23 protein-coding genes and 5 tRNA genes are annotated in these 24,430 nt (G+C 40.1%); 5 read left to right on the top strand and 23 right to left on the bottom strand.

Features of this window, described 5'->3' with window-relative positions; genetic code table 11:
* Positions 1-554: 554 nt before the first annotated feature.
* The 11 genes from GQR47_RS18225 to xerD form a co-directional block, all read right to left on the bottom strand.
* A tRNA-Arg gene (locus GQR47_RS18225) sits at positions 555-631 on the bottom strand.
* 115 nt (positions 632-746) lie between these two features.
* Positions 747-823, bottom strand: a tRNA-Arg gene (locus GQR47_RS18230).
* Between the two features lie 73 nt (positions 824-896).
* A tRNA-Arg gene (locus tag GQR47_RS18235) sits at positions 897-973 on the bottom strand.
* 45 nt (positions 974-1,018) lie between these two features.
* Positions 1,019-1,095 (bottom strand) — tRNA-Arg (locus GQR47_RS18240).
* Between the two features lie 38 nt (positions 1,096-1,133).
* A tRNA-Ser gene (locus GQR47_RS18245) sits at positions 1,134-1,226 on the bottom strand.
* 128 nt (positions 1,227-1,354) lie between these two features.
* Positions 1,355-1,537, bottom strand: a complete 183-nt coding sequence (locus tag GQR47_RS18250; protein WP_010553261.1) for a hypothetical protein — start codon at positions 1,535-1,537, stop codon at positions 1,355-1,357.
* A 322-nt stretch (positions 1,538-1,859) separates the two neighbouring features.
* Entirely contained in the window at positions 1,860-3,395 is a 1,536-nt protein-coding gene (gene lysS / locus GQR47_RS18255) for a lysine--tRNA ligase (protein ID WP_002961420.1), read from the bottom strand.
* 26 nt (positions 3,396-3,421) lie between these two features.
* Positions 3,422-4,520 (bottom strand): peptide chain release factor 2 gene (prfB, locus tag GQR47_RS18260; RefSeq protein ID WP_100218355.1). Its coding sequence is split into 2 segments (ribosomal slippage): positions 3,422-4,444 and positions 4,446-4,520, totalling 1,098 coding nucleotides; the frame shifts between segments, so codons are not numbered across the junction.
* Positions 4,521-4,664: 144 nt separating this feature from the next.
* On the bottom strand, positions 4,665-6,386 hold the full coding sequence (recJ, locus tag GQR47_RS18265) for a single-stranded-DNA-specific exonuclease RecJ (protein ID WP_165724253.1): 1,722 nt from the start codon (positions 6,384-6,386) through the stop codon (positions 4,665-4,667).
* Between the two features lie 78 nt (positions 6,387-6,464).
* Positions 6,465-7,193: a bifunctional protein-disulfide isomerase/oxidoreductase DsbC gene (gene dsbC, locus GQR47_RS18270; RefSeq protein ID WP_002961417.1), complete on the bottom strand. Its 729-nt coding sequence runs from the start codon at positions 7,191-7,193 to the stop codon at positions 6,465-6,467.
* Between the two features lie 63 nt (positions 7,194-7,256).
* Positions 7,257-8,183, bottom strand: a complete 927-nt coding sequence (gene xerD, locus GQR47_RS18275; protein ID WP_002961416.1) for a site-specific tyrosine recombinase XerD — start codon at positions 8,181-8,183, stop codon at positions 7,257-7,259.
* A 94-nt stretch (positions 8,184-8,277) separates the two neighbouring features.
* Here xerD and fldB point away from each other — a divergent pair, with 94 nt between their 5' ends.
* On the top strand, positions 8,278-8,799 hold the full coding sequence (gene fldB, locus GQR47_RS18280) for a flavodoxin FldB (protein WP_086999384.1): 522 nt from the start codon (positions 8,278-8,280) through the stop codon (positions 8,797-8,799).
* A 384-nt stretch (positions 8,800-9,183) separates the two neighbouring features.
* On the opposite strand, the gene GQR47_RS18285 is transcribed toward fldB, so the two are convergent.
* From GQR47_RS18285 to GQR47_RS18300, 4 genes are all read right to left on the bottom strand, one after another.
* On the bottom strand, positions 9,184-9,651 hold the full coding sequence (locus tag GQR47_RS18285) for a YHS domain-containing (seleno)protein (protein ID WP_165724255.1): 468 nt from the start codon (positions 9,649-9,651) through the stop codon (positions 9,184-9,186).
* Positions 9,652-9,788: 137 nt separating this feature from the next.
* Entirely contained in the window at positions 9,789-10,235 is a 447-nt protein-coding gene (locus GQR47_RS18290) for a DUF2147 domain-containing protein (protein WP_165724256.1), read from the bottom strand.
* 155 nt (positions 10,236-10,390) lie between these two features.
* Entirely contained in the window at positions 10,391-12,100 is a 1,710-nt protein-coding gene (locus GQR47_RS18295; RefSeq protein WP_165724258.1) for a DUF4153 domain-containing protein, read from the bottom strand.
* A 60-nt stretch (positions 12,101-12,160) separates the two neighbouring features.
* The gene (locus GQR47_RS18300) at positions 12,161-12,859 is read right to left on the bottom strand and encodes a methyltransferase (protein ID WP_165724259.1); all 699 of its coding nucleotides are present in this window, start codon (positions 12,857-12,859) and stop codon (positions 12,161-12,163) included.
* Positions 12,860-12,934: 75 nt separating this feature from the next.
* On the opposite strand from GQR47_RS18300, the gene srmB reads away from it, so the two are divergent.
* Positions 12,935-14,161: an ATP-dependent RNA helicase SrmB gene (gene srmB / locus GQR47_RS18305; protein WP_002961405.1), complete on the top strand. Its 1,227-nt coding sequence runs from the start codon at positions 12,935-12,937 to the stop codon at positions 14,159-14,161.
* Between the two features lie 273 nt (positions 14,162-14,434).
* The gene (locus tag GQR47_RS18310; RefSeq protein ID WP_002961403.1) at positions 14,435-14,755 is read left to right on the top strand and encodes a BON domain-containing protein; all 321 of its coding nucleotides are present in this window, start codon (positions 14,435-14,437) and stop codon (positions 14,753-14,755) included.
* Positions 14,756-15,330: 575 nt separating this feature from the next.
* Here GQR47_RS18310 and GQR47_RS18315 read toward each other — a convergent pair.
* Together GQR47_RS18315 and yaaA are read right to left on the bottom strand one after the other, a co-directional pair.
* Entirely contained in the window at positions 15,331-16,287 is a 957-nt protein-coding gene (locus tag GQR47_RS18315) for a mechanosensitive ion channel family protein (RefSeq protein WP_024596180.1), read from the bottom strand.
* A 120-nt stretch (positions 16,288-16,407) separates the two neighbouring features.
* Entirely contained in the window at positions 16,408-17,187 is a 780-nt protein-coding gene (gene yaaA, locus GQR47_RS18320) for a peroxide stress protein YaaA (RefSeq protein ID WP_039488339.1), read from the bottom strand.
* Between the two features lie 225 nt (positions 17,188-17,412).
* On the opposite strand from yaaA, the gene tal reads away from it, so the two are divergent.
* Entirely contained in the window at positions 17,413-18,363 is a 951-nt protein-coding gene (tal, locus tag GQR47_RS18325) for a transaldolase (protein ID WP_002961397.1), read from the top strand.
* Between the two features lie 213 nt (positions 18,364-18,576).
* Entirely contained in the window at positions 18,577-18,765 is a 189-nt protein-coding gene (locus GQR47_RS18330; RefSeq protein ID WP_002961395.1) for a DUF3545 family protein, read from the top strand.
* An 87-nt stretch (positions 18,766-18,852) separates the two neighbouring features.
* On the opposite strand, the gene ung is transcribed toward GQR47_RS18330, so the two are convergent.
* Genes ung through GQR47_RS18360 form a run of 6 tightly spaced genes read right to left on the bottom strand, consistent with a single transcriptional unit; the run spans position 18,853 to position 24,271 of the window.
* Complete coding sequence (gene ung / locus GQR47_RS18335; protein WP_024604200.1) at positions 18,853-19,515, bottom strand: uracil-DNA glycosylase; 663 nt, start codon at positions 19,513-19,515, stop codon at positions 18,853-18,855.
* Complete coding sequence (locus tag GQR47_RS18340) at positions 19,512-20,372, bottom strand: cobalamin-binding protein (RefSeq protein ID WP_165724261.1); 861 nt, start codon at positions 20,370-20,372, stop codon at positions 19,512-19,514. Before GQR47_RS18340 ends, ung begins: the two co-directional genes overlap by 4 nt.
* Positions 20,372-20,971: a cob(I)yrinic acid a,c-diamide adenosyltransferase gene (cobO, locus tag GQR47_RS18345; RefSeq protein WP_007376484.1), complete on the bottom strand. Its 600-nt coding sequence runs from the start codon at positions 20,969-20,971 to the stop codon at positions 20,372-20,374. The genes GQR47_RS18340 and cobO overlap by 1 nt, the downstream gene beginning before the upstream one ends.
* Positions 20,964-22,448 (bottom strand): cobyric acid synthase, encoded by a 1,485-nt coding sequence (locus GQR47_RS18350; RefSeq protein ID WP_165724263.1) that lies wholly within the window; start codon positions 22,446-22,448, stop codon positions 20,964-20,966. The genes cobO and GQR47_RS18350 overlap by 8 nt, the downstream gene beginning before the upstream one ends.
* 4 nt (positions 22,449-22,452) lie before the next feature.
* Complete coding sequence (locus GQR47_RS18355; protein WP_165724264.1) at positions 22,453-23,457, bottom strand: iron ABC transporter permease; 1,005 nt, start codon at positions 23,455-23,457, stop codon at positions 22,453-22,455.
* Between the two features lies 1 nt (position 23,458).
* Positions 23,459-24,271 (bottom strand): ABC transporter ATP-binding protein, encoded by an 813-nt coding sequence (locus GQR47_RS18360; protein WP_165724266.1) that lies wholly within the window; start codon positions 24,269-24,271, stop codon positions 23,459-23,461.
* Positions 24,272-24,430 lie beyond the last annotated feature (159 nt).

Raw genomic sequence — 24,430 nt, forward strand, 5'->3', positions numbered from 1 at the left:
CTTGAACTTTAAATTCTTGTGTAAATCGACGTCTCATTTTATCTGCCTCTATTAAAAGTTAGAGGCGACAACTATCCTGACACAGGGGGCCAACGAATAAAATCTTATAAATTATATTTTTGAGGGGGGGATAGAAGCTGTCGCTTCTCACGCGAGCAAGCTCAGCGTCTACCACAGATGAATAAGCTCGGAGTTTGGATTTAACGATTAGCACTGGTTTTACTTGTAGGCTTACAGCTTGCTGACGCGACGAACGAAGCTCGTAAATAAAGTATCAGTTATATCGGTGGTAAGTAATTAGAAGCTGGCGCTTCTCACGCGAGCAAGCTCTGCGGCTACAGGAGTGGTAGCTTACATTTCACTTTATTTCAGGCACAAAAAAACCGACTTAATGTCGGCTTGTTTATGAAAGTGGTGGGCGCAGGACGTATCTTGTAAGAGTGAACCTCCGACTGCTTGGTTCTCAATTCACCTAAACCTACACTTCACTTCACTTCACTTCACTTTATTTTAGGCACAAAAAAACCGACTTAATGTCGGCTTGTTTATGAAAGTGGTGGGCGCAGGAGGATTCGAACCTCCGACCGCTCGGTTCGTAGCCGAGTACTCTATCCAGCTGAGCTATGCACCCACTTTCATAGATTGCTTATTTAAACTCTAAGCAGAGCGTATTAATTCAGGCATAAAAAAACCGATTTCCATCGGTTTATTTTTCTTACACTTAAAAGTGTATGAAAACATGAAAGTGGTGGGCGCAGGAGGATTCGAACCTCCGACCGCTCGGTTCGTAGCCGAGTACTCTATCCAGCTGAGCTATGCACCCACTTTCATTTTTACTTGTTTTTACTCTAAGTGAGAGTTTTACTTATTTTTACTCTAAGTGAGAGTCTATAAAGTGGTGGGCGCAGGAGGATTCGAACCTCCGACCGCTCGGTTCGTAGCCGAGTACTCTATCCAGCTGAGCTATGCACCCACTTTATAGTTTGCTTATTTAGACTCTAAGCGAGTTATTAAAGTATGGTGGGCGCAGGAGGATTCGAACCTCCGACCGCTCGGTTCGTAGCCGAGTACTCTATCCAGCTGAGCTATGCACCCATACTTTAAAATTGTACAAAACACGCCATTAAAAGAAATGGTGGAGAGGGAGGGATTCGAACCCTCGATAGAGCTACAAACTCTATACTCCCTTAGCAGGGGAGCTCCTTCGGCCACTCGGACACCTCTCCGTCTTGTGGGGCGTATAATAAAGATTTCAGAAAATATGTCAAACACTTTTCTACCAAAAACGACTATATGGTTACAGATTGCACATATGCTTGGTTTAAAAGTGTAATTAGTTTGAAATTTAAGCGGGTTACGTATTTTTATTTGAAGGATTAACACCTAGCACGGGAACTAAGTCATCAGTTAACTGAGCCAAATACTGTTCTTGGTAACCTAATTGTTGAAATTCAGCGATACAAGCACGGTAGTAAGCGTTTCGTTCTTGCTCTGATGTGCATTCTTCTGATAAATCATCTACTCGTTTGTCTTTCATACTATTATTCTAAGTCCTTTAAGAATCTATATTTAACTGCTAAATACCAGCAGTGTAAATTTCGTGCGTATTCTAGCTAAAACCTTTGTACAAACACAACATATGTTTAAAAAACAATCATACTAAAAAGTTATAGCACTGTTAGTTTTAATATTAAAAACTTCCAATAACAATAAGTTAGTGAAGCTGAATTGCACATTAATCAGCACTAATAATTACCTTTAATTTTTAGTGTAGTACTTATTAATTAAAACACTAATTATAAGTAAAAAAAACGCCGCTATTAAGCGGCGTTTATTAACTTACTTTGTTCTACTAAAGCTTAGTCAGCTTGTGGACGCATATGCGGGAACAAAATAACGTCTTTAATTGTTGATGAATCAGTAAACAACATTACTAAACGGTCAATACCAATACCTTCACCAGCCGTTGGCGGTAAGCCGTACTCTAGTGCGCGTATGTAGTCTTCGTCGTAGTGCATTGCTTCATCATCGCCTGCGTCTTTCTCTTCAACTTGACGAGTAAAGCGCTCAGCTTGATCCTGTGCATCGTTAAGCTCAGAGAAACCATTTGCAAGTTCACGGCCGCCAACAAAAAACTCAAAACGGTCGGTAACAAATGGGTTTTCGTCGTTACGGCGTGCAAGTGGTGATACTTCCCACGGGTAACCAGTAATAAACGTAGGTTGAATAAGCATGTGCTCTGCTGTTTCTTCAAATATTTCACAAAGAAACTTACCTGGACCCCAAACACAGTTTTCAGGAATTTTAACGTGCACTTGTTTAGCGTACGCTTTTAACTCTTCAAAATGGTTTTCTGGGTCGTTAAATACTGCAGCATCAAACTCAGGGTTATATTTTAAGATAGCATCCGCCATACTTAAACGTGTAAACGGTTGACCAAAGTCGTATTCAACTGAATCGATAACTTCGCCGTTTTCGTCCTTAGTTGTATTAACTACAATTGCACTACCTAGTACGTTTTCTGCAACAGTACGTAGCATATCTTCGGTGATGTTCATCAGGTCGATGTAATCAGCGTATGCTTGGTAAAATTCAATCATTGTAAATTCTGGGTTGTGACGTGTAGATAACCCTTCGTTACGGAAGTTACGGTTAATTTCAAATACACGATCAAAACCACCTACCACTAAGCGCTTTAAGTAAAGCTCTGGCGCTATACGTAGGTACATGTCGATATCAAGCGCGTTATGGTGAGTTACAAACGGACGCGCAGATGCACCACCAGGTATAACCTGTAGCATAGGTGTTTCTACTTCCATAAAGTCACGGTCTGCTAAAAAGCGACGAATGCCTTCAACTACTTGTGAGCGAATGCGGAATGTTTCGCGCGTTGCTTCGTTAGTAATTAAGTCAACATAACGTTGGCGGTACTTTGTTTCTTGATCTGATAAGCCATGGAATTTTTCAGGTAACGGACGAAGTGACTTAGTTAGTAATTGATACTCAGTCATTTCTACGTATAAATCGCCTTTACCCGATTTATTTAACGCGCCTTTAACACCTATAATATCGCCAGTGTCTAGCTGACCATATTTTTCTTTAAGGTCTTTTTGAACATCTTTAGATGCATACGCTTGTACACGACCTTTCATGTCTTGAATTACAAAAAACGGTCCACGCTTTGCTAAAATACGTCCAGCAATAGACACAACTTCTTGTAGTTCAACTAATTCTTCTTTGCTCTTATCACCAAACTGGGCTTGCAAATCAGCCGTGTAATGCTCACGACGGAATTGGTTTGGATGACCGTTGGCTGGGCAATTTTCGCGTATCGCGTCTAACTTGCCGCGACGCTCAGCGATTAACTTGTTTTCGTCTTGGATTTTATCAGTCATTTTTTAGCTCTTTATTAGCTTGGTGGTTATAGGCCAGATTTAAGGCTGGCTTCAATAAATTTATCTAAGTTACCGTCAAGTACCGATTGGGTATTGCGGTTTTCAACGCCTGTACGTAAATCTTTAATACGTGCGTCATCAAGTACGTATGAACGTATTTGGCTACCCCACCCTATATCAGATTTAGCGTCTTCTTGCGTTTGTTTTTCAGCATTTTGCTGCTGTAGCTCAAGCTCAAATAATTTAGCTTTTAACTGCTTCATCGCTTGGGCTTTATTTTTATGCTGTGAACGCTCGTTTTGACACTGCACTACGGTATTGGTTGGTACGTGAGTAATACGAACCGCCGATTCGGTGGTATTAACGTGCTGACCACCCGCGCCTGATGCACGGTAAACGTCTATACGTAGGTCTGACGGATTAATATCAATTTCAATATTATCGTCAATCTCTGGGTATACAAACGCAGAAGCAAATGAGGTATGACGACGACCACTTGAGTCAAACGGGCTTTTACGCACTAAACGGTGAACGCCTGTTTCTGTACGTAACCAACCGTAAGCGTATTCGCCAACAAAGCGAACTGTTGCGCCTTTAATACCGGCAACATCACCGTCAGTTGCTTCAACTAGCTCAACTTTAAAGCCTTTAGCCTCGCCCCAACGTAAATACATACGAAGTAGAATGTTACACCAGTCTTGTGCTTCAGTGCCGCCAGAACCCGATTGTAAATCAAGGTACGCATCGTTTGAGTCATGAGGACCTGAAAACATACGACGAAACTCTAAACCTTCTAACTGCTCGTTTAGATCGCTAAGTTCGCTTTGTGCTTCATCAAAGGTATCTTGATCTTCGGCTTCTACAGCAAGTTCAAGTAGACCTTCAACGTCGTCAGTACCGGCTACAAGGTTGTCGATTGTTTCAACAACAGCCTCTAATGCTGATTTTTCACGGCCAAGCGCTTGTGCGCGTTCAGGCTCATTCCATACGGCTGAATCTTCAAGTTCGGCGTTAACTTCTTCTAGGCGTTCTTGTTTAAGAGCGTAGTCAAAGGTACCCCCGAAGCAATTCAGTACGTTCGCGAATTTCCTTGATTTGGTTAATCACAGGATTCACTTCAAACATGTACATCACTCCAAAATGGCTAGGTAATTGCGCCCCTTTACATGGGATTTTCGCAACAAATTATCGTCAAATGATAAAAACGCCCGATTTTAACAAAAAACCGCGCGCTTTATTAGCCTTTTATGCATGATTTGTGCATATTTTTTAGTGCACTTTTTCAAGCTCTCTAACTATTAATTGCAGCGTAAATTTACCTCTAAACTCATTTATATCGAGTTGATAGGCTACTTTTACAAACTTCGCTTCTGTGTCGGGCCATTCTTTTACATCAATACCAAAGGCAATGGCGTCAACTAATCGCCCTGATTGATGCTTTAGCACCAGCTTTAAATGCTTTTCGCCGACTATGCGCTGCTGTATTACTTCAAAGGTGTGCTCAAACACCGGCTCAGGAAATTGCTGCCCCCACGGGCCCGATTGCTTTAATAGCTGAGCAAACTCCATCGTAAAGCAGTCGTTTGGCAGCTCACCGTCGGTAAATACAACGCAGCGTTTACTTTCTTCACTCAGTTGCGCACTCACGGCAGCATCAAATGCTTTTTTAAAGTCATTAAAGTGTTGCTCGTTAATACTTAAACCAGCAGCCATTGCGTGGCCACCAAATTTATTAATTAAGTGTGGCTCAGCAGTATTAAGCCCTTCGAGTAAGTCGCGCATGTGCAACCCTTCTATAGAGCGGCACGAACCTTTTATTTCACCATTTTCGCCACCAGCAAATATAACGGTTGGTCGGTGGTATTTTTCTTTTAAGCGACCAGCCAAAATGCCAATAACACCTTGATGCCAATCATCTTGAAACAAGCAGATTGCGTCAGGGACGTTATCGTCGCTAAATGCGAGTCTATCAAGCACGGCTTGCGCCTCGGCTTGCATGCCTTGTTCTATTTCGCGCCTTGCAAAGTTTAAGCTATCGAGCTCGCTGGCAATACTACGTGCTTGGTTTATATCAGTGCTAAGTAGGCATGCTATACCCAAACTCATGTCGTCTAATCGCCCTGCTGCATTTAAACGCGGCGCAAGTGAAAAGCCAAAGTCGCTTGCGCTTAAGCGCGCAGCATTGCGGTTAGCCACTTCAATAAGCGCGGTAATGCCTGGGCGTGTTTTACCACTGCGAATACGTGCTAAACCTTGATGTACTAAGGTGCGGTTATTTGCATCAAGTGCGACCACGTCAGCAACCGTACCAAGCGCTACAATGTCGAGCAAGTTAGCTAAATTAGGCGGCGGTTGCTGCTCAAAATAACCAAGGTCTCGCATTACGCTTCTCAGTGCTATTAGTAAGTAAAAAGCAACGCCAACGCCTGCTATAGATTTAGACGGGAAGTTACATTCGTGCCTATTTGGATTTACTATTGCATCGGCATTTGGCAGCTGCTCACCTTGTAAGTGATGATCTGTTACCAGCACTTTAATACCAACCGCTTTTAAAATATCAATACCAGCAATACACGATATGCCGTTATCTACGGTGATCACTAAATCAGGCTTTATTTGTACTATTTGCTCTGCAAGTGCGGGGCTTAAACCATAACCTAAGCTAAACCGGTCAGGAATTAAGTAATCTAAATGCTTAAAGCCAAACATCTCAAGGCCTTGCATTAATGTTGCAGTACTTGTTGCGCCATCAGCATCAAAATCGCCGACTATTAATATTTGGCTTTGCGCTTTTAATGCTTCAATTAATAAATCGCTGGCTTTGTCGATATCTTTAAACAATTTAAAGTCGTGAAGCGTAGCTACGCTGTTATTTAGCTCGTCGGCATTAAATACATTGCGGTTAGCATAAATTTGTTTAATTACAGGGTGTAAATTACTCGGTAGATGCGAGTCGTCAACGTTTTCACGCGCAATGATCAATTTTTTCATGCAGAGTTTTAACTTATTGGGTCGTATTAAAAAGACAAAAAAAGGCCATTAAGGCCTTTTTATTAGCTATAAAACGTATTACGACGCTTTGTTAGCATCTAATGCTGCTTTTAGTGCTGCTGCTGGCTGGTAACCTGGGATCATCGTACCATCTTCTAAAATAATGGCAGGTGTGCCGCTAATACCAAAGCTTTGACCAAGCTGGTAATGCTCTGCAACCGGTGCGCTACAGCCTGCAACTACTTTAGTGCTTGTACCCGACTTAGCTTCTGTTAGTGCTTCTTGCTGATCGCGTGCACACCATACGTTCATTAAATCGGCGTAGCCTGAACCTTGTAAGCCACCACGTGGAAACGCAAGGTACTTAACGGTAATACCCGCATCAAGTAAATCGTCTAACTCGCGATGTAATTTACGACAGTAACCACAGCTAATGTCGGTAAATACGGTAATACTGTGTTTTTCGTTTGGTGCTTTGTACACAATCATCGAATCTTCGTATTCTTTAATGCCCTCTACACGCACGCCGTTTAATGCTTGCTCTGTTAAGTTGTTACGATTATTTAAATCGATTAACGTACCTTGCATTAAAAATTGACCATCTGGACTTGCGTAAAGCACGCCCTTATTAGTGATCAACTCTTTTAAACCCGCTACTGGGCTTGGGTTAATTTGCTTTACAGTTACACCAAGCTCGGCAAATTTAGTAATAATAGGATCATTAGCATCTGGTGTTACAGCTACGCCATTTGCAAATGCACTAATACTTGTGCACAACATGGCACCTGCTAACATTAATTTTTTCATAACTTCTCTCTATCCTAAAAATACTTAATATATTGACCGGCTTAATAATATTTACTTTCAAACTTACGCTCGCGGATGATGCTCTGCGTGTACCGACTTTAACCGTTCATTGGCAACATGGGTATAAATTTGCGTCGTTGATAAATCGCTATGGCCCAACATCATTTGTACCACACGTAAATCTGCCCCATGATTTAATAAGTGCGTAGCAAAAGCATGGCGCATGGTATGGGGCGATAATGGAGACTCAACTGATGCCAAAATAGCATAGTGTTTAATTCTATGCCAAAAGGTTTGTCGCGTCATGCCTACTCCGCGCTTAGATGGGAACACAAAATCGGTGGCGTGTTTTATCATTTGTGCACGCCCACCCTTTAAAAATTGCTCCAGCCAATACATGGCTTCTTCACCCAATGGCACTAAGCGCTCTTTATTACCTTTACCTTTTACAAACACCACCGCTTGGCGCAAATTAATTTGCTCCATACGAAGCCCAACAAGCTCACTTACACGCAACCCCGTTGCATAAAGTAGCTCTAGCATGGCTTTGTCGCGCAGTCCCATCGCTTCTTCTGTGTTGGGCGCATTTAACAATGCCTCAACTTCAGCTTCTGAGAGTGTTTTAGGTAACGACTGTCCGGCTTTTGGTTGAGCTATGTTTAGCATGGGCGAATCACTAATTATTTTTTCGCGTACAAAGTACTGATAAAAACGCTTTAGCGCACTAATGCTACGTGCTGTACTGCGTGGTTTTAAACCTAAATCAACTCGATGCGCTAAATAGCTTTCTATGTCGAGCCCCGTTACCGTCATTAAATTTTCGCCCTTTAAAAATAGGCAAAACTTATCTAAATCACTGCGATAAGCGCTTAATGTATTTTCGCTTACGCCTTGTTCTAAGTACAGGCTATCTAAAAAGGTTTCTAGGTAGTCGCTATTACTGCTCATACTGCTGTTATTTTCAAAAGAATCGTCAGATAGCGTTGTCACATTATGCTCTCATGCTTTGCTAAGGTATCAATTAAAAATACCTTACGGTAAACTTGAGCCTATCATATCAGGCAATTACACAGTGATAAATACGATGCAAATTGGTTTATTTTTTGGTTCTACTACGTGCTACACCGAAATGGCAGCAGAAAAGATTCGCGACATTATTGGTGCCGATATAGTTACCCTGCACAATATTAAAGACGAGCCACTAAAAAATGCAGAGCAGTACGACTTTATCATCTTTGGTATTTCAACATGGGATTTTGGTGAAATACAAGAAGACTGGGAGTCAAAGTGGGACGACATAGCCGACGTAAACCTAAATGGTAAAACCATTGCTTTATTTGGCATGGGCGATCAACAAGGTTACGGGCAGTGGTTTCAAGATGCCCTAGGCATGCTACACGATGAAATAAATACGCAAACATTTACTCAACTTGGTTTTTGGCCAAATGACAGTAGCTACGAGTTTGAAGCCTCAAAAGCATTAACCCCTGATGGTAAACATTTTGTTGGTCTTGCGCTCGACGAAGACAGCCAATACGAGCTAAGCGATGAGCGTATTGCAACATGGGTTGAACAGGTAATGACTGAATATAGCGAAACGCTTTAATTAATTAGCTAATAAGTAAAAAGCCCGCAACTAGTTCAGTTGCGGGCTTTTTAACTAGGGTCTGTTGATCTTTTAAGGTTAAATTTGCAGCAGTCTGTTTGGTATTTAGGCAAGACAGAGCCTATGCAGTGTGGTTATTCCCCATAAATGGGCGATAACGCAGCATAAATGCCAAACATGCACTGCCCTCTGGGTTCTTTCTAGGGGCGATCAACTCTTTGTTGCCTACATGGATGTAGGTAAGGGGCGTGAGCAGGACGCGGAAGCTTTGCTCGGTTTTTACTTAGCCCACTAGGTTACAAATCTCGCGCCGCGATTAAATAGCCCCTAGTTTGAACAAATTTTAATCCGCAAAGTTCAACAGACCCTAATAATATGAGTAATTTATTGAAACGTCATAACATTGGTCGTTTGTGGGTAATATCCATCAGCCATTACAATGTACGGCAATAAATTACTTAACCATTTTTGTTGTACGCTTTGGCTGTAATTTAAGTAAAGCTTACCTTCGTGAATATAAAATGCTTCTGGGTCAATCCCTACGGCATTCCCCTCATCAGCCATTGCATAAGCGCACCAGCCACCGTATTGCGGTGCATAACGCTTTGGGTTTTCTGCAAATGCCGTTTTGTTTTCTTCACTCGAAAAATGCCAGTTGGCACCTAAATAACTAAACGTATATTTGTCGCTGCCTTTAACGGCTTTATTTTGGGTAAAATAAGCAACACTGTCATACCCTTTAATAGCCGTGTTATTAAACCAGCCCGTGTTTACCGCATCATCCTTTGCGTTTGCCCCACCGCTTATTAACAGTGTGCTAAGCATTATTAAAGCAACTATGTACTTAATCATATTTTACCCTTTTATTTACTCAAAATTTTATGCCAATTAAATATGGCAGGCTTAGTGAGTAAGAAAGGCAAAGCGCAAAAATGATTTCAGTTAATGCTTAATTATTTAACGTTTAGTAATTAAGTAAGTAGTTAAACTTACTCAACTCTTAGCCAATATTGGTTTCGGTAAAAAAAGCCAATGTAACCGCGCACTTCGAGCTTTTTACCTTCATCTTGCGGGGTTAATTGTAAGGTGTAGGTTTTACCATTTGTTGGGTCGAGTATTCCACCGTCTCCCCATACGCCATCATCTTGTGCTTTTACATCGGTGATTATGGTCATTCCTAAAATAGGCTGATCTTTTAGCTCATCATCACACTTACTGCATATATCATTTTGTTTTGCAGGGTTAAGAATGGTTTCAACTTTGCCGCTTAATACACCGTTGGTTTGGGTAATACGTACATACGACTTAGCTTGGTTTGTATCCTCATCAATCGTTTTCCAAAGGCCTACTGGCGTAATAGCAGCAAGCACACTTTGGCTTGCAAAAATGGTGGCTGCTAACGTGCTAAGTAATGCTATTTTATTTAACTTTTTCATTGTGTTGTCTTTAAATCAAGTGACTAATGACTTAATCATAACAGGTGATTTATAAACACACTACCAAAGCGCCCCACCTAAAATAACAACAAACCTAAACTAATAATCATTAGTTTAGGTTTAAGGATCTGTAGCATAAAAAACAAAGCAACGTATTACCTTACTTTAAAAACAACATCCCCTATTTTTAGATTTGAATATTCAGGCTCAACTAAAGATAATTCGTTATTATCAATCATGCTTTTAAAGTATCTAATCTCTTCAGGATTTTCGACATTCATATACCTTGAGCGCCACTTACCCATGTCGAATAACCAGAAATATGCGGATATATTTTCATTACTTTCGTCAATCACTATAAAATCGAGTTCATCATCTTTGTTTAAATCCATGCCAATGAAATAGTAAGTATGTTCTTTTAAAGAGTTACGATCGTAAAAATGTTGTTCAGAAAATACTGCCTCTATTAAACCTTGAGGTATTAGCGCTTGTGATGGCCAAAATACACTGCGCTCAATAAAATCATCGACTGTGTGTTCAAGCGTTAAAGCAAACTCATTATTTACATACATCCTATCGATGATAGCGTATTGCTCTGGGTGACTCGTTTCAATTTTCTGTTTTAATAACTGCATAGCTAAATAACCTTGGCGACCTAAGCTGTACTCAAAATAGTAATAGTCAAACTTTTCTATTGTTACTTTATCTGCATCTAAACGCGCTATTTGGCTGTTTGTAGATAAGCTTTGAAAATTTAATAAAGGGGAGTTAACAGCAAGCATACTAACGAGCACCACCCACCCCATCACAATATTTATTTTGCTAAGCGGCTCTAGCCAATTGTCTCGCTTTGTTATAATTCCAACAAGATAACTAAACGAAAAACACGCCAATAAAAACCAAATTAAAATGCCCCAACAACGATCTACTGTTAGCCCATGCTGCTCTACCCGTAAGTAAATTCCATAGGCAGAAATAACACTATAAACTGGAAGTAACGCAACGCTTATAAAAACGAGTCGGTGCAAGAGCATGTGATAAGGGCGAACTGATGAGTCATCTTTATAAACAGTGTTAACAAAAAACAACGTGAGCACCTGCAGCCACATTACTAATAAACTGCCACTTCCGGTCTCCCATAATTTATTGAGTCCGGTAAAAGGAAGTGTTGCTAAAAAACCGAGAGAAATAACTGATAAAACAGGCAATAAAAACTTAATTAAAGTTTGTAGTAAAAAAGCGATATTATCTTCAATGTTCAAAAGCTTTCTAAATATGACACTCGCAAAGGCAAATGCGAGCGTTAAGGTTGGGATCCAAAACCATTCATTTCTTAGTAGCTCAGAGAAAAATTCTATATCTAAAATATCAAATAAAGCCGCACCTAAATTTAGAATTCCCCAAAAAATAAGTACAAACAGCCAGCATTCTCCAAATATTATAAAATTACGCCAAGAGAGCTTAAATAAACGACTGTAACTAACATTTTCTGAGCTACCAAATTGTTGTATGTACATAAGGCCTTTAAAGCCAGCTATTAAACTAGTAAAAATAAAAACTGACATTAAAGTGTTATTACTTACGTACTCTTGAGGCTCTTGCTGAAAGCCAACATACGCCCCCAATAAAGATAACAACAAGGAAAAAGGAAGGATTAAAAGCAACGACGTTTTTATATTATTTTTATTAACGGTCATTAGCATTAATAAAGGAAAGCTCATAGAAAATGTAATAAGTGAGACTAACCATGTAGGGCTTGTTGCTGGCCACACATTATTTTCTATACTGCTATACAAAAGGGTAAGAGCAATAGCCTGTAATACGGCAAGTATAATTATAAAAGATTTTGGTAACTGACTATCCATATCTGTTCTCAACAATGGTTTTAGTCAGTTTGCGTTATTCGTTCCTATTTTACAATTGCTTCACATTTTCAAATAAAATGCTTTGCATAGGGCTATATAATCAGCAGTGTAGGTATTATCTAAGTTTCTAATACACAGAATTGATGTTTCTATATCGCTTTTTACGTAGCTAAATGCCATTAAACTGCGGCTAATATCTTTATTGGGCGTGGCTTTTACTTGGCAATGAGTATTTAAATAAAGCCCATTTTGAGTAGCAAGCTCAATAAATAATGCACCTTCAACGCTTGGGAGTATTAAGCTAAAGCGAGAGCGGCTATGGCTTAAACGTTTAAACGCATTTATTAACTCTTCAAAACTTAAGCCGTCGGTATGGCGCGCGGTATTACGCGCAGCATTATAGCCTTTTAAACTGTGATTAAAATACGGTGGATTAGAGATAACAACATCAAATTTAACTTCACTACTAAAGCTTTGAATAGTTTGGTGCTTAATACTTATTGTTGGCCACGGACTATTAGCTACATTTTGTAATGCTTGGGTATAGGCGCTTTCGTCAATTTCTACCGCAGTTATATCAAGCTCATTACTGCGCTGCTTACACATTAATGCTAGTAAGCCGGTGCCAGTGCCTATATCAAGTAATGACTTTGCACCGCTTAAATTAGCCCATGCGCCAAGCAAAATGCCATCGGTAGAAACTTTCATTGCACAGTGGTCGTGTTCAACTTTAAATTGTTTAAATACAAAACCAGACATTTTTTCACCTTTTCATTCACCAAGCGCAGCATAGCGCGTATAATCAGGGTAATTGTCCCTTATTTTAGACACTCTATGCAATTTTCTGAATTTGATCTTGATAACAAGCTACTCGATGCCATTAATAAAATGGGCTACGAGACGCCAACCAGCATTCAACAACAAGCTATTCCTGAAGCACTACAGGGGCGCGATATTTTAGCATCTGCGCCTACTGGTACAGGTAAAACAGCGGCATTTTTAATTCCGGCTATTCAGTACTTACTGGATTTCCCACGTCGTGATCCTGGTTTTGCGCGCGTCCTCGTTATGACCCCGACTCGTGAGTTGGCTTATCAAATTCATGAACAATGTGAACTGTTAGCTAAACGCACACACCTAAAAATTGGTGTAGTAACAGGCGGTATTAACTACGGCACGCATAAAGAAATTTTCGAAAAAAATAACGATATTTTAATCGCCACACCAGGTCGATTAATGGAATACCTAGAAACCGAAAACTTTCATGCTGAACACGTAGAAATGCTTATTATCGATGAAGCAGATCGCATGTTAGATATGGGTTTCAAAAAAGAAATGAGCCGTATTTGTGACGAAGCTAAAAATCGTCGCCAATGTTTTTTATTCTCAGCAACACTCGAAGGTGACAGCGTAGAAAGGTTTGCTGAAAAAACATTAAACGACCCAGCTCTATTAGAAGCTGAATCGTCACGTAAAGAAAAAGCTAAAATTCACCAGTGGGTACATTTAGCCGATGACTATCATCATAAACTAGAGCTTTTAGTAAATACCTTAAATGGTCCAGACGTGACTAAAGCAATTGTATTTGTTAAAACCCGTGAGCGTTTAGAAACACTGATTGGCGAGCTAACCAATAACGGCGTTAAAGCAGCTTGGTTACGCGGCGAAATGCCACAAGACAAACGTATGAAAGCCATGGAAAACTTCCACAGTGGTAAAACACGTATCTTAATTGCTACCGACGTAGCCGCACGTGGTATTGACGTATCTGACATTAGCCATGTTATTAACTTTGATATGCCGCGCACTGCCGACGTATACGTACACCGTATTGGTCGTACTGGCCGTGCTGGTAAAAAAGGGATTGCAATATCGTTAGTTGAAGCACACGACATTGGTATTTTGTATAAAGTAGAGCGCTACGTTGAACAAAAACTAAAACGCCGTGTAATTAAAGGTGTTGAGCCACAGCATAAAGAAGCTAAGCCGCCGGCTAAAAAGCGTAAAGATCCAGTAAAAATGAAAGCCAAGAAAAAGGCCAAGGTTAAAAAGAAAAAGTAACCTAACATATTTTTATTCTAAGCCGACTTTTGTCGGCTTTTTTAATGCAAGCCCTACAGGCTCTGGTGTTTGTACCTGTTACATATGTAACCCAAGCATGTAACTCATACTCATTTAAATGTAATTTTTGCCCACCTTAATTCCCACTTAATAAAATCACCTTATATTTCATAGCGTTAATATTGGCACCGAAATTGTAACTACAAAGATAACCTAGCCGATGGAATTTCCATTTTGTGGCTGCACTATTCACCGTAATGTAAGGATTAAGTTATGAACCGCTTCAAGTTAACTATCGCTTTAGTATCATTTTGTTGTTTATTTTTATTAGCTTGCGCTACAAAGGTAAGTGCAGCAACCAATATGGCCGTAGTAAGCAGTGTAGCCACTCAACCTAACCTACAACAAACTATCACCAACACCCTACGAACTAACCCTAACCTAGCGTTAAGTGATATTCGTGTGCAGGTAAAAAATGGTGAAGTAGATTTATACGGTGAAGCACAAACTGGTTTTCAGCGCGCACTAGCTCAAAAATTTCTAGAAAATATAGATGGGGTTAAAATCATTCGTAACAAAATTAGCGTTATTTAATACGCACCACAAAACCTATTTGTATAACTAATTCATAAGCGCGGCTTGTTACTCCAACACAAGCTGCGCTTTTTTATATTCTGTTTTAAGGCAAATTTTGCAGCTGTGAAGAAGATAAAATAAAGCCTAAGCAATACGATTATTCCTCCCCCTAAAACGATAGCTCACACTTATACTTAAGAAGATAGATTTAGAATTGACGCTAGCGTGTTTGTCTTTGCTCTTTTAACCCTTAAGTTAACCCAATTGATACTGAAAAAGCTTACACAGATTCTTTAGCCGACCTAACGGGCTTAAAAAGGATGATTTATTTAGTTATTGAAATAGATGAGAGCGTTTTTTCAGAGTGTGCGGCAAGGCAGTAAAAAAATCGTTGGGTAAACACTAATCTTACTTGTTAATACTCCCATGGCCAAACGCAACTAATCTGAATTGATATTCAATAAACACAAAACTAGGTATTTAAACTTTTAGCTAATAATCCATTTATAAAAAAGCGCAATTTTACTCTGTAAAATTGCGCTGTTGGTAAGTAACTATTTCCCAATGCTTTTGCCTAATGAGTTTTAACTAAATTACTCACTTTGGCTAGAGTCAGCACCGTCGCTACTGTCTTTATTGGAAGACTGCTGGCTTATTTTATCGCTTATCATGGCATCGAGTTTTTCACCCCCTTTAATGCCAAAGTCGAGCGTACGAATTGGGAAAGGAATACTAATATCAGCTTCGTCTAATGCTTGCTTAACGGCAACAACACCTTTGTGGCGTACCGTCATAAAGTCAGGCTCGCCTGGGTATTTAATCCAAAACCACACCAGTAAGTTAATGCTGCTGTCGCCAAAACCTTCAGCGTATACAGCGGTTTCGTCTTTACGTATTACAAAGTCAAATTCGTTAATTTTATCGACTATAACGTCTTTTGCTTTTTCTATGTCGTCGCCATACGAAATACCTACGGGTACTTCTATACGTCTTATACCTAGCGTGGTGTAATTTTTTAGCACATTTCTAAATAAGACTTTGTTTGGTACAAGTATTAGTTGCCCGTAAAAGCTCTCTATTAGCGTGTTACGTAGGTTTATAGAATGCACCGAACCAAACACATCATCGGTTTCTATTACATCACCTGTTTTAAATGGCTTACGTACACCCATTGCTATACCTGCAATTAGGTTTTCGGTCATGTCTTGAAACGCAAAACCAATGGCTAAACCCACAATACCCGCACCAGCAAGTAGCGAAGTAACGGTGCCTTTTAAGCCAACAAAATCGAGCGCTATAAATAAACCTATGCACAACACAATAACTTTAAATATTGACGCCATTAAATCGGCAATTTGCGTTGAGTCGAGTGAGCGGCGTAATACGTTTTTCATCAGCTTGCCAGCAAAGCGTGCCAATATTGAAAATACTATGGCAATTACAATTGCCACTATAAAATTAGGGATATGGCTGATAACAACATCAAACCACCCTCCGAGCTTTTCCTCTATTAGCTTTTCGGCTTCGCCAACTGACGGAATACTGATCATTTTGTTTGCACCTATTTAATTAATAATCTCATTAATATTAGATATAGTTGCAAATATAACGCCAGTATCAAAAAAGCCATGCAATGCATGGCTTTTCAATTGTCTATTTAAGCTTATGACCTAATTTTGTTCGTCGCGCATAAATACCGGCTCAAGCTCTTTAACTGTTGCCTCAGGGCTAAAGTAATAACCCGCCACAGTAAACTCTTTAAGCTGACTTAATTGCGTTACTTTATTTTCGATAATGTAGCGCGCCATCATGCCGCGTGCTTTTTTAGCGTAAAAGCTAATTACCTTGTATTGACCGTTTTTACAGTCTTTAAAGTGTGGGGTAATAATTTGTGCATTTAATGCTTTTTTATCTACCGCTTTAAAGTATTCGTTTGAAGCAAGGTTAACGAGGTATTGTGCGTCTTGTGCTTTTAATACTTCGTTTAGTTTGTTCGCTATTACGCTGCCCCAAAACTCGTATAAGTTTTTGCCACGCGAGTTTTCAAGCTTGGTGCCCATTTCAAGACGGTAAGCTTGCATTAAATCAAGTGGTTTTAATAAGCCGTATAAACCCGAGAGAATACGCAAATGATTTTGTGCGTAATCAAGCTCGCTAGCTTTAAGCGTACTTGCATCTAAACCGCCGTATACATCGCCATTAAAGGCAAGCACTGCTTGTTTAGCATTACTTTGTGTAAACGGCTGCGCCCACTCGCTAAAGCGTGCAGCGTTAAGCCCAGATAGCTTATCGCTAATTTTCATTAAACTGCCAATTTGCGCTGGTGTTAGTTCACGGCATACTTTCATGAGCTCTTCGCTGTGCTCTAGTAATTCAGGTTGAGTGAACTTGTCTGTTGCGGGTGGCGTTTCGTAATCAAGATTTTTTGCAGGTGAAATAACAGTGATCATAGTTAGCTATTGACTTGTAATTTATTTAGTGTCAATTTCAACATTAAATGAAACGAAAAGCACGTTTTGTTTAAATAAATCCTCTCTTAATAACCCATGCATTGCCGTTTTTCTATTGATAAGGACATAAGACCTATCAAGCATTGTCACACTGTTGCAGTATGGATTGTATATATTAAGAGTGATTAGATTTTTCTTTTAACTTGCTTGGAATGAGGAAAGCAAATGACTTCAGCTCTACAAAGGCTAAAACAACATTCATCTATCGTAGCCGACACTGGTGATATTGAAGCTATTAAAAAGCATCAACCAGAAGATGCAACTACAAACCCGTCGCTTTTATTAAAAGCGAGCGAGATTGAAGCATATAAGCCTTACCTAGATAAAGCTTGGAGCTATGCAAAAGAAACCGAGCAAGAGCCAGCTAAACAACTTGAACTAGCATGTGATTACTTTGCCGTGTTACTTGGTAAAGAAATTAGTGAGATTGTACCTGGTTATATTTCTACTGAAGTAGATGCACGCCTTTCGTTTAATACGCAAGCGACTATTGATAAAGCACATACCCTACTTAGCCTTTACGAAAAAGAAGGTGTAAGCAAAGATAAAATTTTAATCAAAGTAGCGTCTACGTGGGAAGGCATTAAAGCCGCTGAGCAGCTAGAAAAAGAAGGTACTAAATGTAACCTTACTTTACTATTTAGCGATGCCCAAGCTCGCGCATGTGCCGATGCAAACGTATTTCTAATTTCGCCATTTGTTGGCCGTATTTTAGATTGGCATGTTGCTAACGGTATGGAAAAACCAACCGATCCGCTACAAGATCCAGGTGTTCAGTCTGTACGCAGCATTTTTGAATTTTACAAACGCCATGATTACAAAACAGTTGTGATGGGTGCAAGTTTCCGTAATACAGGCGAAATTATTGCACTTACAGGTTGTGACAAGCTAACTATTAGCCCTAATCTTTTAGAAGATTTAGGTAACCTTGAAGGCGCACAGGAATACTTGCTAGAAACAGATATTCCTAAAGAGCCAAAACCAGAACCACTTACAGAAGCGCAGTTCCGTTGGTTACATAACCAAGATGCTATGGCTACTGAAAAACTGGCTGAAGGTATTCGCTCTTTTGCTGATGCACAAGAACAACTAGAAGCGCGTTTTAAAGCAATGTAATTTGCTATAATCGTGTTTTAGAAAACGTCGCAATAGCGGCGTTTTTTTATGCCTAAAATTGGCTACTTCTCTATTTAACCTTCATATAATCTTCGTATAAACCTTCATCAATTAATCACACTTATGTAACATAACTGTCACTTTTTTATTCTATTTTAACTAGGCCTGTGGTATAGGTATTCTTGAGGTCAATAAAATCAATAGGAGAAGTTCATGGATAGCCTAAACGATATATTAGAGATATTAGAAGGACCAGATACAACAAGAAAAACCTCTCAAAAAAATAAAAAAAGAAAATGGCGTGAAATAGAAGCAATAAAAGACAAACAGCGCCTACGTAAAGAACTACAAGAACTAGACTACTTTACAGACAGTATTGCAATTGATGAGCTCGATTTTTAATTCAATACGCCCCAACTAAACAAAAAGGCTTCCAGAATCTGGAAGCCTTTTTTAATGGTTTAAACAATTTGAGTTCTTTAGAATAAATTAGATTTGCCAGTTAATTAGCTTATCTTTTTGGGCTTGCAATAACTCATTCGTTTGTGAGAAATGCTTACAACCAAAAAAGCCTCTATGCGCCGAAAGCGGCGATGGGTGCGGCCCTTTTAAAACATGATGGCGAGCGCTATCTATGCCTTTACCTTTTTTTTGTGCATGTGCCCCCCATAAAATAAATACCACACCTTCGCAGTGCTTATTAATATGGGCAATTACATTATCGGTAAATTGCTCCCATCCTAAATGCTTATGTGAATGCGCTTGCCCTTGCTCCACGGTCAATACTGTATTGAGTAAAAACACGCCCTGATCTGCCCAGCTTTGCAGGTAACCATGCTCAGGAATAATAAACCCGCTGATATCGACAGCTAACTCTTTGTACATATTTTTAAGCGACGGTGGCAGCTTTTTTACATCAGGCAATACCGAAAAACACAAGCCATGCGCTTGCCCTTCCCCGTGGTATGGGTCTTGTCCTAAAATTACAACGCGGATGTCATTAAGTGCGGTGGCATCAAAAGCACTAAATACTTGAGCTTCAGGCGGGTAAACAGCAACACCTTCATTGCGGCGATTAGCCACATACTCTAACGTTTGCTGCATGTAAGGTTGCTGTAATTCACTTTCTAAAAATGTAGCCCAATTGCTCATTGTGTACTCTTAATCTGTTTACGTGATGCGTCTATTTTAACACACATATCCGCGAGTCCATCTAGCATGCGCGGAGTAAAACGATGTAATAAATCGGCATTTACGCTAATAAATTGATCATTTTTAACTGCTGGTACTTCTGGCCACTTTTGCCAATTAACAACCGGCTGTGGTGTTTTTGATTTTTCATCAGGGATAATAATAACTTGCGGCTTAATAACAATAACATTTTCGATACTAATTTGCGGATAATCTGTAACGCTATCGGCAAATACATTACTTACATGGCATGTTTCAATCAGCTGATTTATCCATGTGTTTTTACTTACTGTCATCATGGGCTCAGCCCATAACTGATAAAATCCGGTAATATCTTTTTTATCTTGCTGGCTTTTAACAATCGCGTTTAGCTTTTGTGTAAATGCATTTGCCGCTTGTTGGCTTTGCTCAATATTCCCTGTAAATTCACCAAAAGTAAGTAACTCGTGGGCTACACCCGCGATTGTGGTGGGATTACTCAAATACACTTTTATACCTAAACGCTCTATTTGGGCTAAATCTTCGCTTTGATTTCCGCTTTTCCACGCAATAACTAAGTCGGGTTTAAGCGCCAATACTTTTTCAAGCGAGATACCGTAATAACTCCCTATGCGCTCAATACTTTGGGCTTCACTTGGGTAGTCGGCGTAATCAACCGTGCCCACAATATTATCGCCCGCCCCTATGGCAAATAGGTTTTCGACTATATGTGGTGCAAGCGCGATTATTCGCAGTTTTTTAGAATCATTAGCCAGCTCTGCAAGTGCACTGCCCGATACACAAAAAAGCAGCACCCCAATAAAAAACGCTTTAAACATTAGTAATCAAACCCTTCGAGCGCTTTTATGCCTGAGTCGAATGCATGTTTTACATTACGCACTTCACTTACTGTGTCGGCAAGGTCGGTTAAAGTACGATGTGCTGCACGCCCTGTAATAATAACTGACTGCATGGGTGGGCGGTTATTAAGGGCTGTTACTACTTCATCTAAATCAACGTAGCCGTAAGTCACCATATACGTAAGCTCATCAAGTAATACTAAATCAATACTGCTATCAGCAAGCATACGTTTTGACTCTTGCCATGTTGCCTGCGCGGCTGCAGTATCGGCTTCTTTATTTTGCGTATCCCAAGTAAAACCGGTGTTCATTACAACAAACTCAACACCTGCACCTTGTAATAAATTACGCTCGCCACATTCCCACGTACCTTTAATATATTGGCAAACGGCTGCTTTTTTACCATGTCCAACGCAGCGTGCTACAACGCCAAAGCCTGAGGTTGATTTACCTTTACCATTACCGGTAATTACCTGAAAAATACCTTTTACATCTTGTGCGGCGGCAACACGTGCATCCACTTGTTCTTTTACTTTTTGTTGGCGCTGCTTATGCTTATCGTTGTTTTGTTCAGTCATTATTGTGCCCTTCATAAATCGAGATAATTTGCTGTATGTTTAAATGCGTTTCGCACATGGTTGCTAATCGTTCTAACTGCTGCTCGCGGTGAGCGGCAATACTAATTGGGTTAATTGAGGCGCTTGGTTTTACCCATTTTAAAATTTGCGATGTAGCATCGGCTTCATCAAATAAGCCATGTAAATAAGTGCCCGCAATGGCGTTATCATCGCTAATAAAGCCATCAAACGTAAAGCCATGTGGGTGGCTTTCATCAAAGGTTAAAAATGGCTTATTAAGCGCTGCACCTTGGCTAATCCCTACATGTATTTCGTAACCACTACAGGGTGTTGATTGGTTATTTAAAAGCAGTGTAGCGGTTATTTTAGTTAATACTTTTTGTGTTGTTAGCGTGGTTTCAAAATCGCACAGAGCAAGCCCATTTACTTGCTTTAATGATGACTCAATACCCTCGGGATCGTTGAGCGTATTGCCCAGCATTTGCATGCCGCCACAAATACCAAGTACTTTACCACCATAGCGTAAGTGGCGCTTAATTTGAGTGTCCCAGCCTTCATTTTTCAAAAAACTTAAATCACCCAGCACATTTTTACTGCCTGGGAGAATTATCAGATCAACGTCTGGGATCGTTTGCGTATGGCGCACATAATTTATATTAATGTTTGGGTGCAAACGCAGTGCATCAAAATCGGTGTGGTTACTAATGTGGGGAACAAGCAGCACTGCAATATTAATTGAGGCGTTGGTTACGTTATTATCAATTGCGACGGCGTCTTCAGCATCAAGCGCAAGGTCGTGTAAATAAGGTAATACGCCAAGTACGGGTTTGTTTGTGTATTCTTCAAGCCAATCAAGCCCGCCTTGCAGCAAACCTATATCGCCTCTAAAGCGGTTTATAACAAAGCCTTTTACGCGCGCCTGTTCTGACTCGCTTAACAACGCAAGCGTACCTACCAAATGTGCAAATACGCCGCCTTTATCAATATCAGCAATTATAATTACTGGGCAATCTACCTCTTCGGCGTAACCCATATTGGCAATATCGTTTTCACGCAGATTTATTTCAGCAGGGCTCCCAGCCCCTTCAACAAGGAGTAATTCAAAGCGTTTAGCTAAGCGTTTATGTGAAGTAATTACTGCATCCATCGCCACTTTTTTATAGTCGTGATATTTGCCCGCTTCCATATTACTAACGGCTTTTCCGTGAATAATTACTTGTGCGCCCGTGTCGCTATTAGGCTTAAGTAATATAGGGTTAAAGTCTATTTCTGGCTCTACTTTAGCTGCTATTGCTTGCAAAGCTTGCGCACGACCAATTTCGCCGCCATCTTTTGTTACTGCGCTATTAAGTGCCATATTTTGTGGTTTAAAAGGCGCAACCTTTATCCCTCGCTTAGCAAACACCCTGCAAAGGGCAGCAACTAAAGTGCTTTTACCAGCATCTGATGTAGTGCCTTGCACCATTAAGGTTTTCATGGAATTACACCCTTCGCTTTCTAAAAAACAATAAACTCAAAAAGAACACGCTACCAATAGCTGCAGTAATAACACCTACGGGCAGTTCTTGGTTTTTCAGCAATGAGCGCGAAAGTACATCAACCCAAACCATAAATGTACCGCCCACCAAGCTGGTTACCAGTAAGCCAGCGATGGTGCCTTGGGATATAAAAAAGCGCACAATATGCGGCACCATTAATCCTACAAACCCAATACCACCACACATAGCCACCAGCACAGCGGTAATTAATGAGCTTAAAACCAGCATAAGTATTCTAAAGCGCTGAACCCTCACACCTAATGTAATTGCGCTTTCATCGCCCAGTAACATAGCATTTAGCTGCCTTCTAAAGCTCAGCATTACAAACGTACACAATGTAATTACCAATAAAGGCAACCAAAGCGTAGCCCACTGCGCACGCGAAAAGCTGCCCAGTGTCCAAAATAAAATAGCGGCTACCGCCTGAGGGTCGCTCCAATAAAGCAGCAAGCTGGTAAATGCACTAAATAAAAACGACAGAGCAACACCAGCTAATAACATTGATTCTACCTGTGCACTTTGCTGCCTACCTGCAATAAGTATTAATAAACTCATAGCGAGTAAGCTACCTAATAACGCTGCTGCCGATAACATAAAACCTGCGCTAATACCTGCTAATGCCATAAGTAACACCACGCCAAATGAGGCACCCGACGATATACCAAATAAGTAAGGATCGGCTAAAGGGTTACGCGTTACCGTTTGTAAAATAAGCCCCGCAATTGCTAAGCCAGAGCCGGCTAAAAAGGCGAGTAATGTGCGTGGCATTCTTAGTTCAAAAATAATACGCGAATTAAAAGACGCATCATTTGAGAGTAAAAAGCTATTAAATACATCTTGAAGTGAGGTCTCTGCTGCGCCAAAACTAAGTGCTGCAAATAAGCTAAATAAAGCAGCTGCAGCACTGATAAATAGCGCAAGTGATTGGCGAGTATTAACTGCGCTCATATTATTCGTAACCATAAAAGTAAGTGATATGAGGGATGCTATTTCCCGACTCCGATATTTGCGGGTGGTTATTTACTTGAGCGCAGACACCAAAAACGTCGCCTAGCATGCTTTCGGTTAATACCTCACTTGGCGTGCCTGTATGTGTAATTTCACCATTTTTAATAACCACTAGTTCATCGCACATTGCAGAAGCTAAGTTTAAATCGTGAAACGATACAAACACCGTTACACCCAACGATTTAGCAAGCTCCATTACCTGTATTTGGTATTTAACATCTAAATGGCTAGTTGGTTCGTCCATTATTAACAACTGAGGTTGCTGAACTATGGCGCGGGCTATCAAGGCACGTTGCTTTTCACCACCCGAAAGTGACTCAAAGCTTTGATCGCTATGATCTGCCAACCCTACAGTGTTGATAGCTTGGGTAATTTTTTGTTTATCAATGTTAGTTACTGAGCTAAATAGCGATTTATGAGGCGTTAGCCCAAGTGCAATAACATCAAATACGCTTAAGTTAAATTGCGACGGGGTTTCTTGTAAAACAACCGCTACTTTTTTTGCGTACTCATCGCTTTTTAGCTGCCAAATATCGGTGCTGTTAAACTCTACAACGCCATCGCTGGGTTTATTAAAACGATATAAACAACGCAATAAGCTCGATTTACCTGCGCCATTGGGGCCAATTAAACCAACAAATTTACCTGTGGTTATTTTAAGGTTTATTTTTTTGAGGATCGTTTTATTGCCAATACCCCACGATACGTTTTTAACGTTTAGTAATGGTATATTTAATGGCGTTTGAGTGTGCAATAGTCAGTCCTAGACGGGATTAAACTCACTAAAATGCGATAAAAATACTAATGCACTACAAGAAAAAATGAGTAAACCCGCTCGTTAAAAGAATTTATACCAATTGCACTAAATTAGTGATTTATTATAGCGACAAATAAATAGCTTAATAACAAAGCG

It is taken from the genome of Pseudoalteromonas sp. Z1A2, from assembly GCF_011378755.1.
Classification (GTDB): Bacteria; Pseudomonadota; Gammaproteobacteria; order Enterobacterales; family Alteromonadaceae; genus Pseudoalteromonas; species Pseudoalteromonas distincta.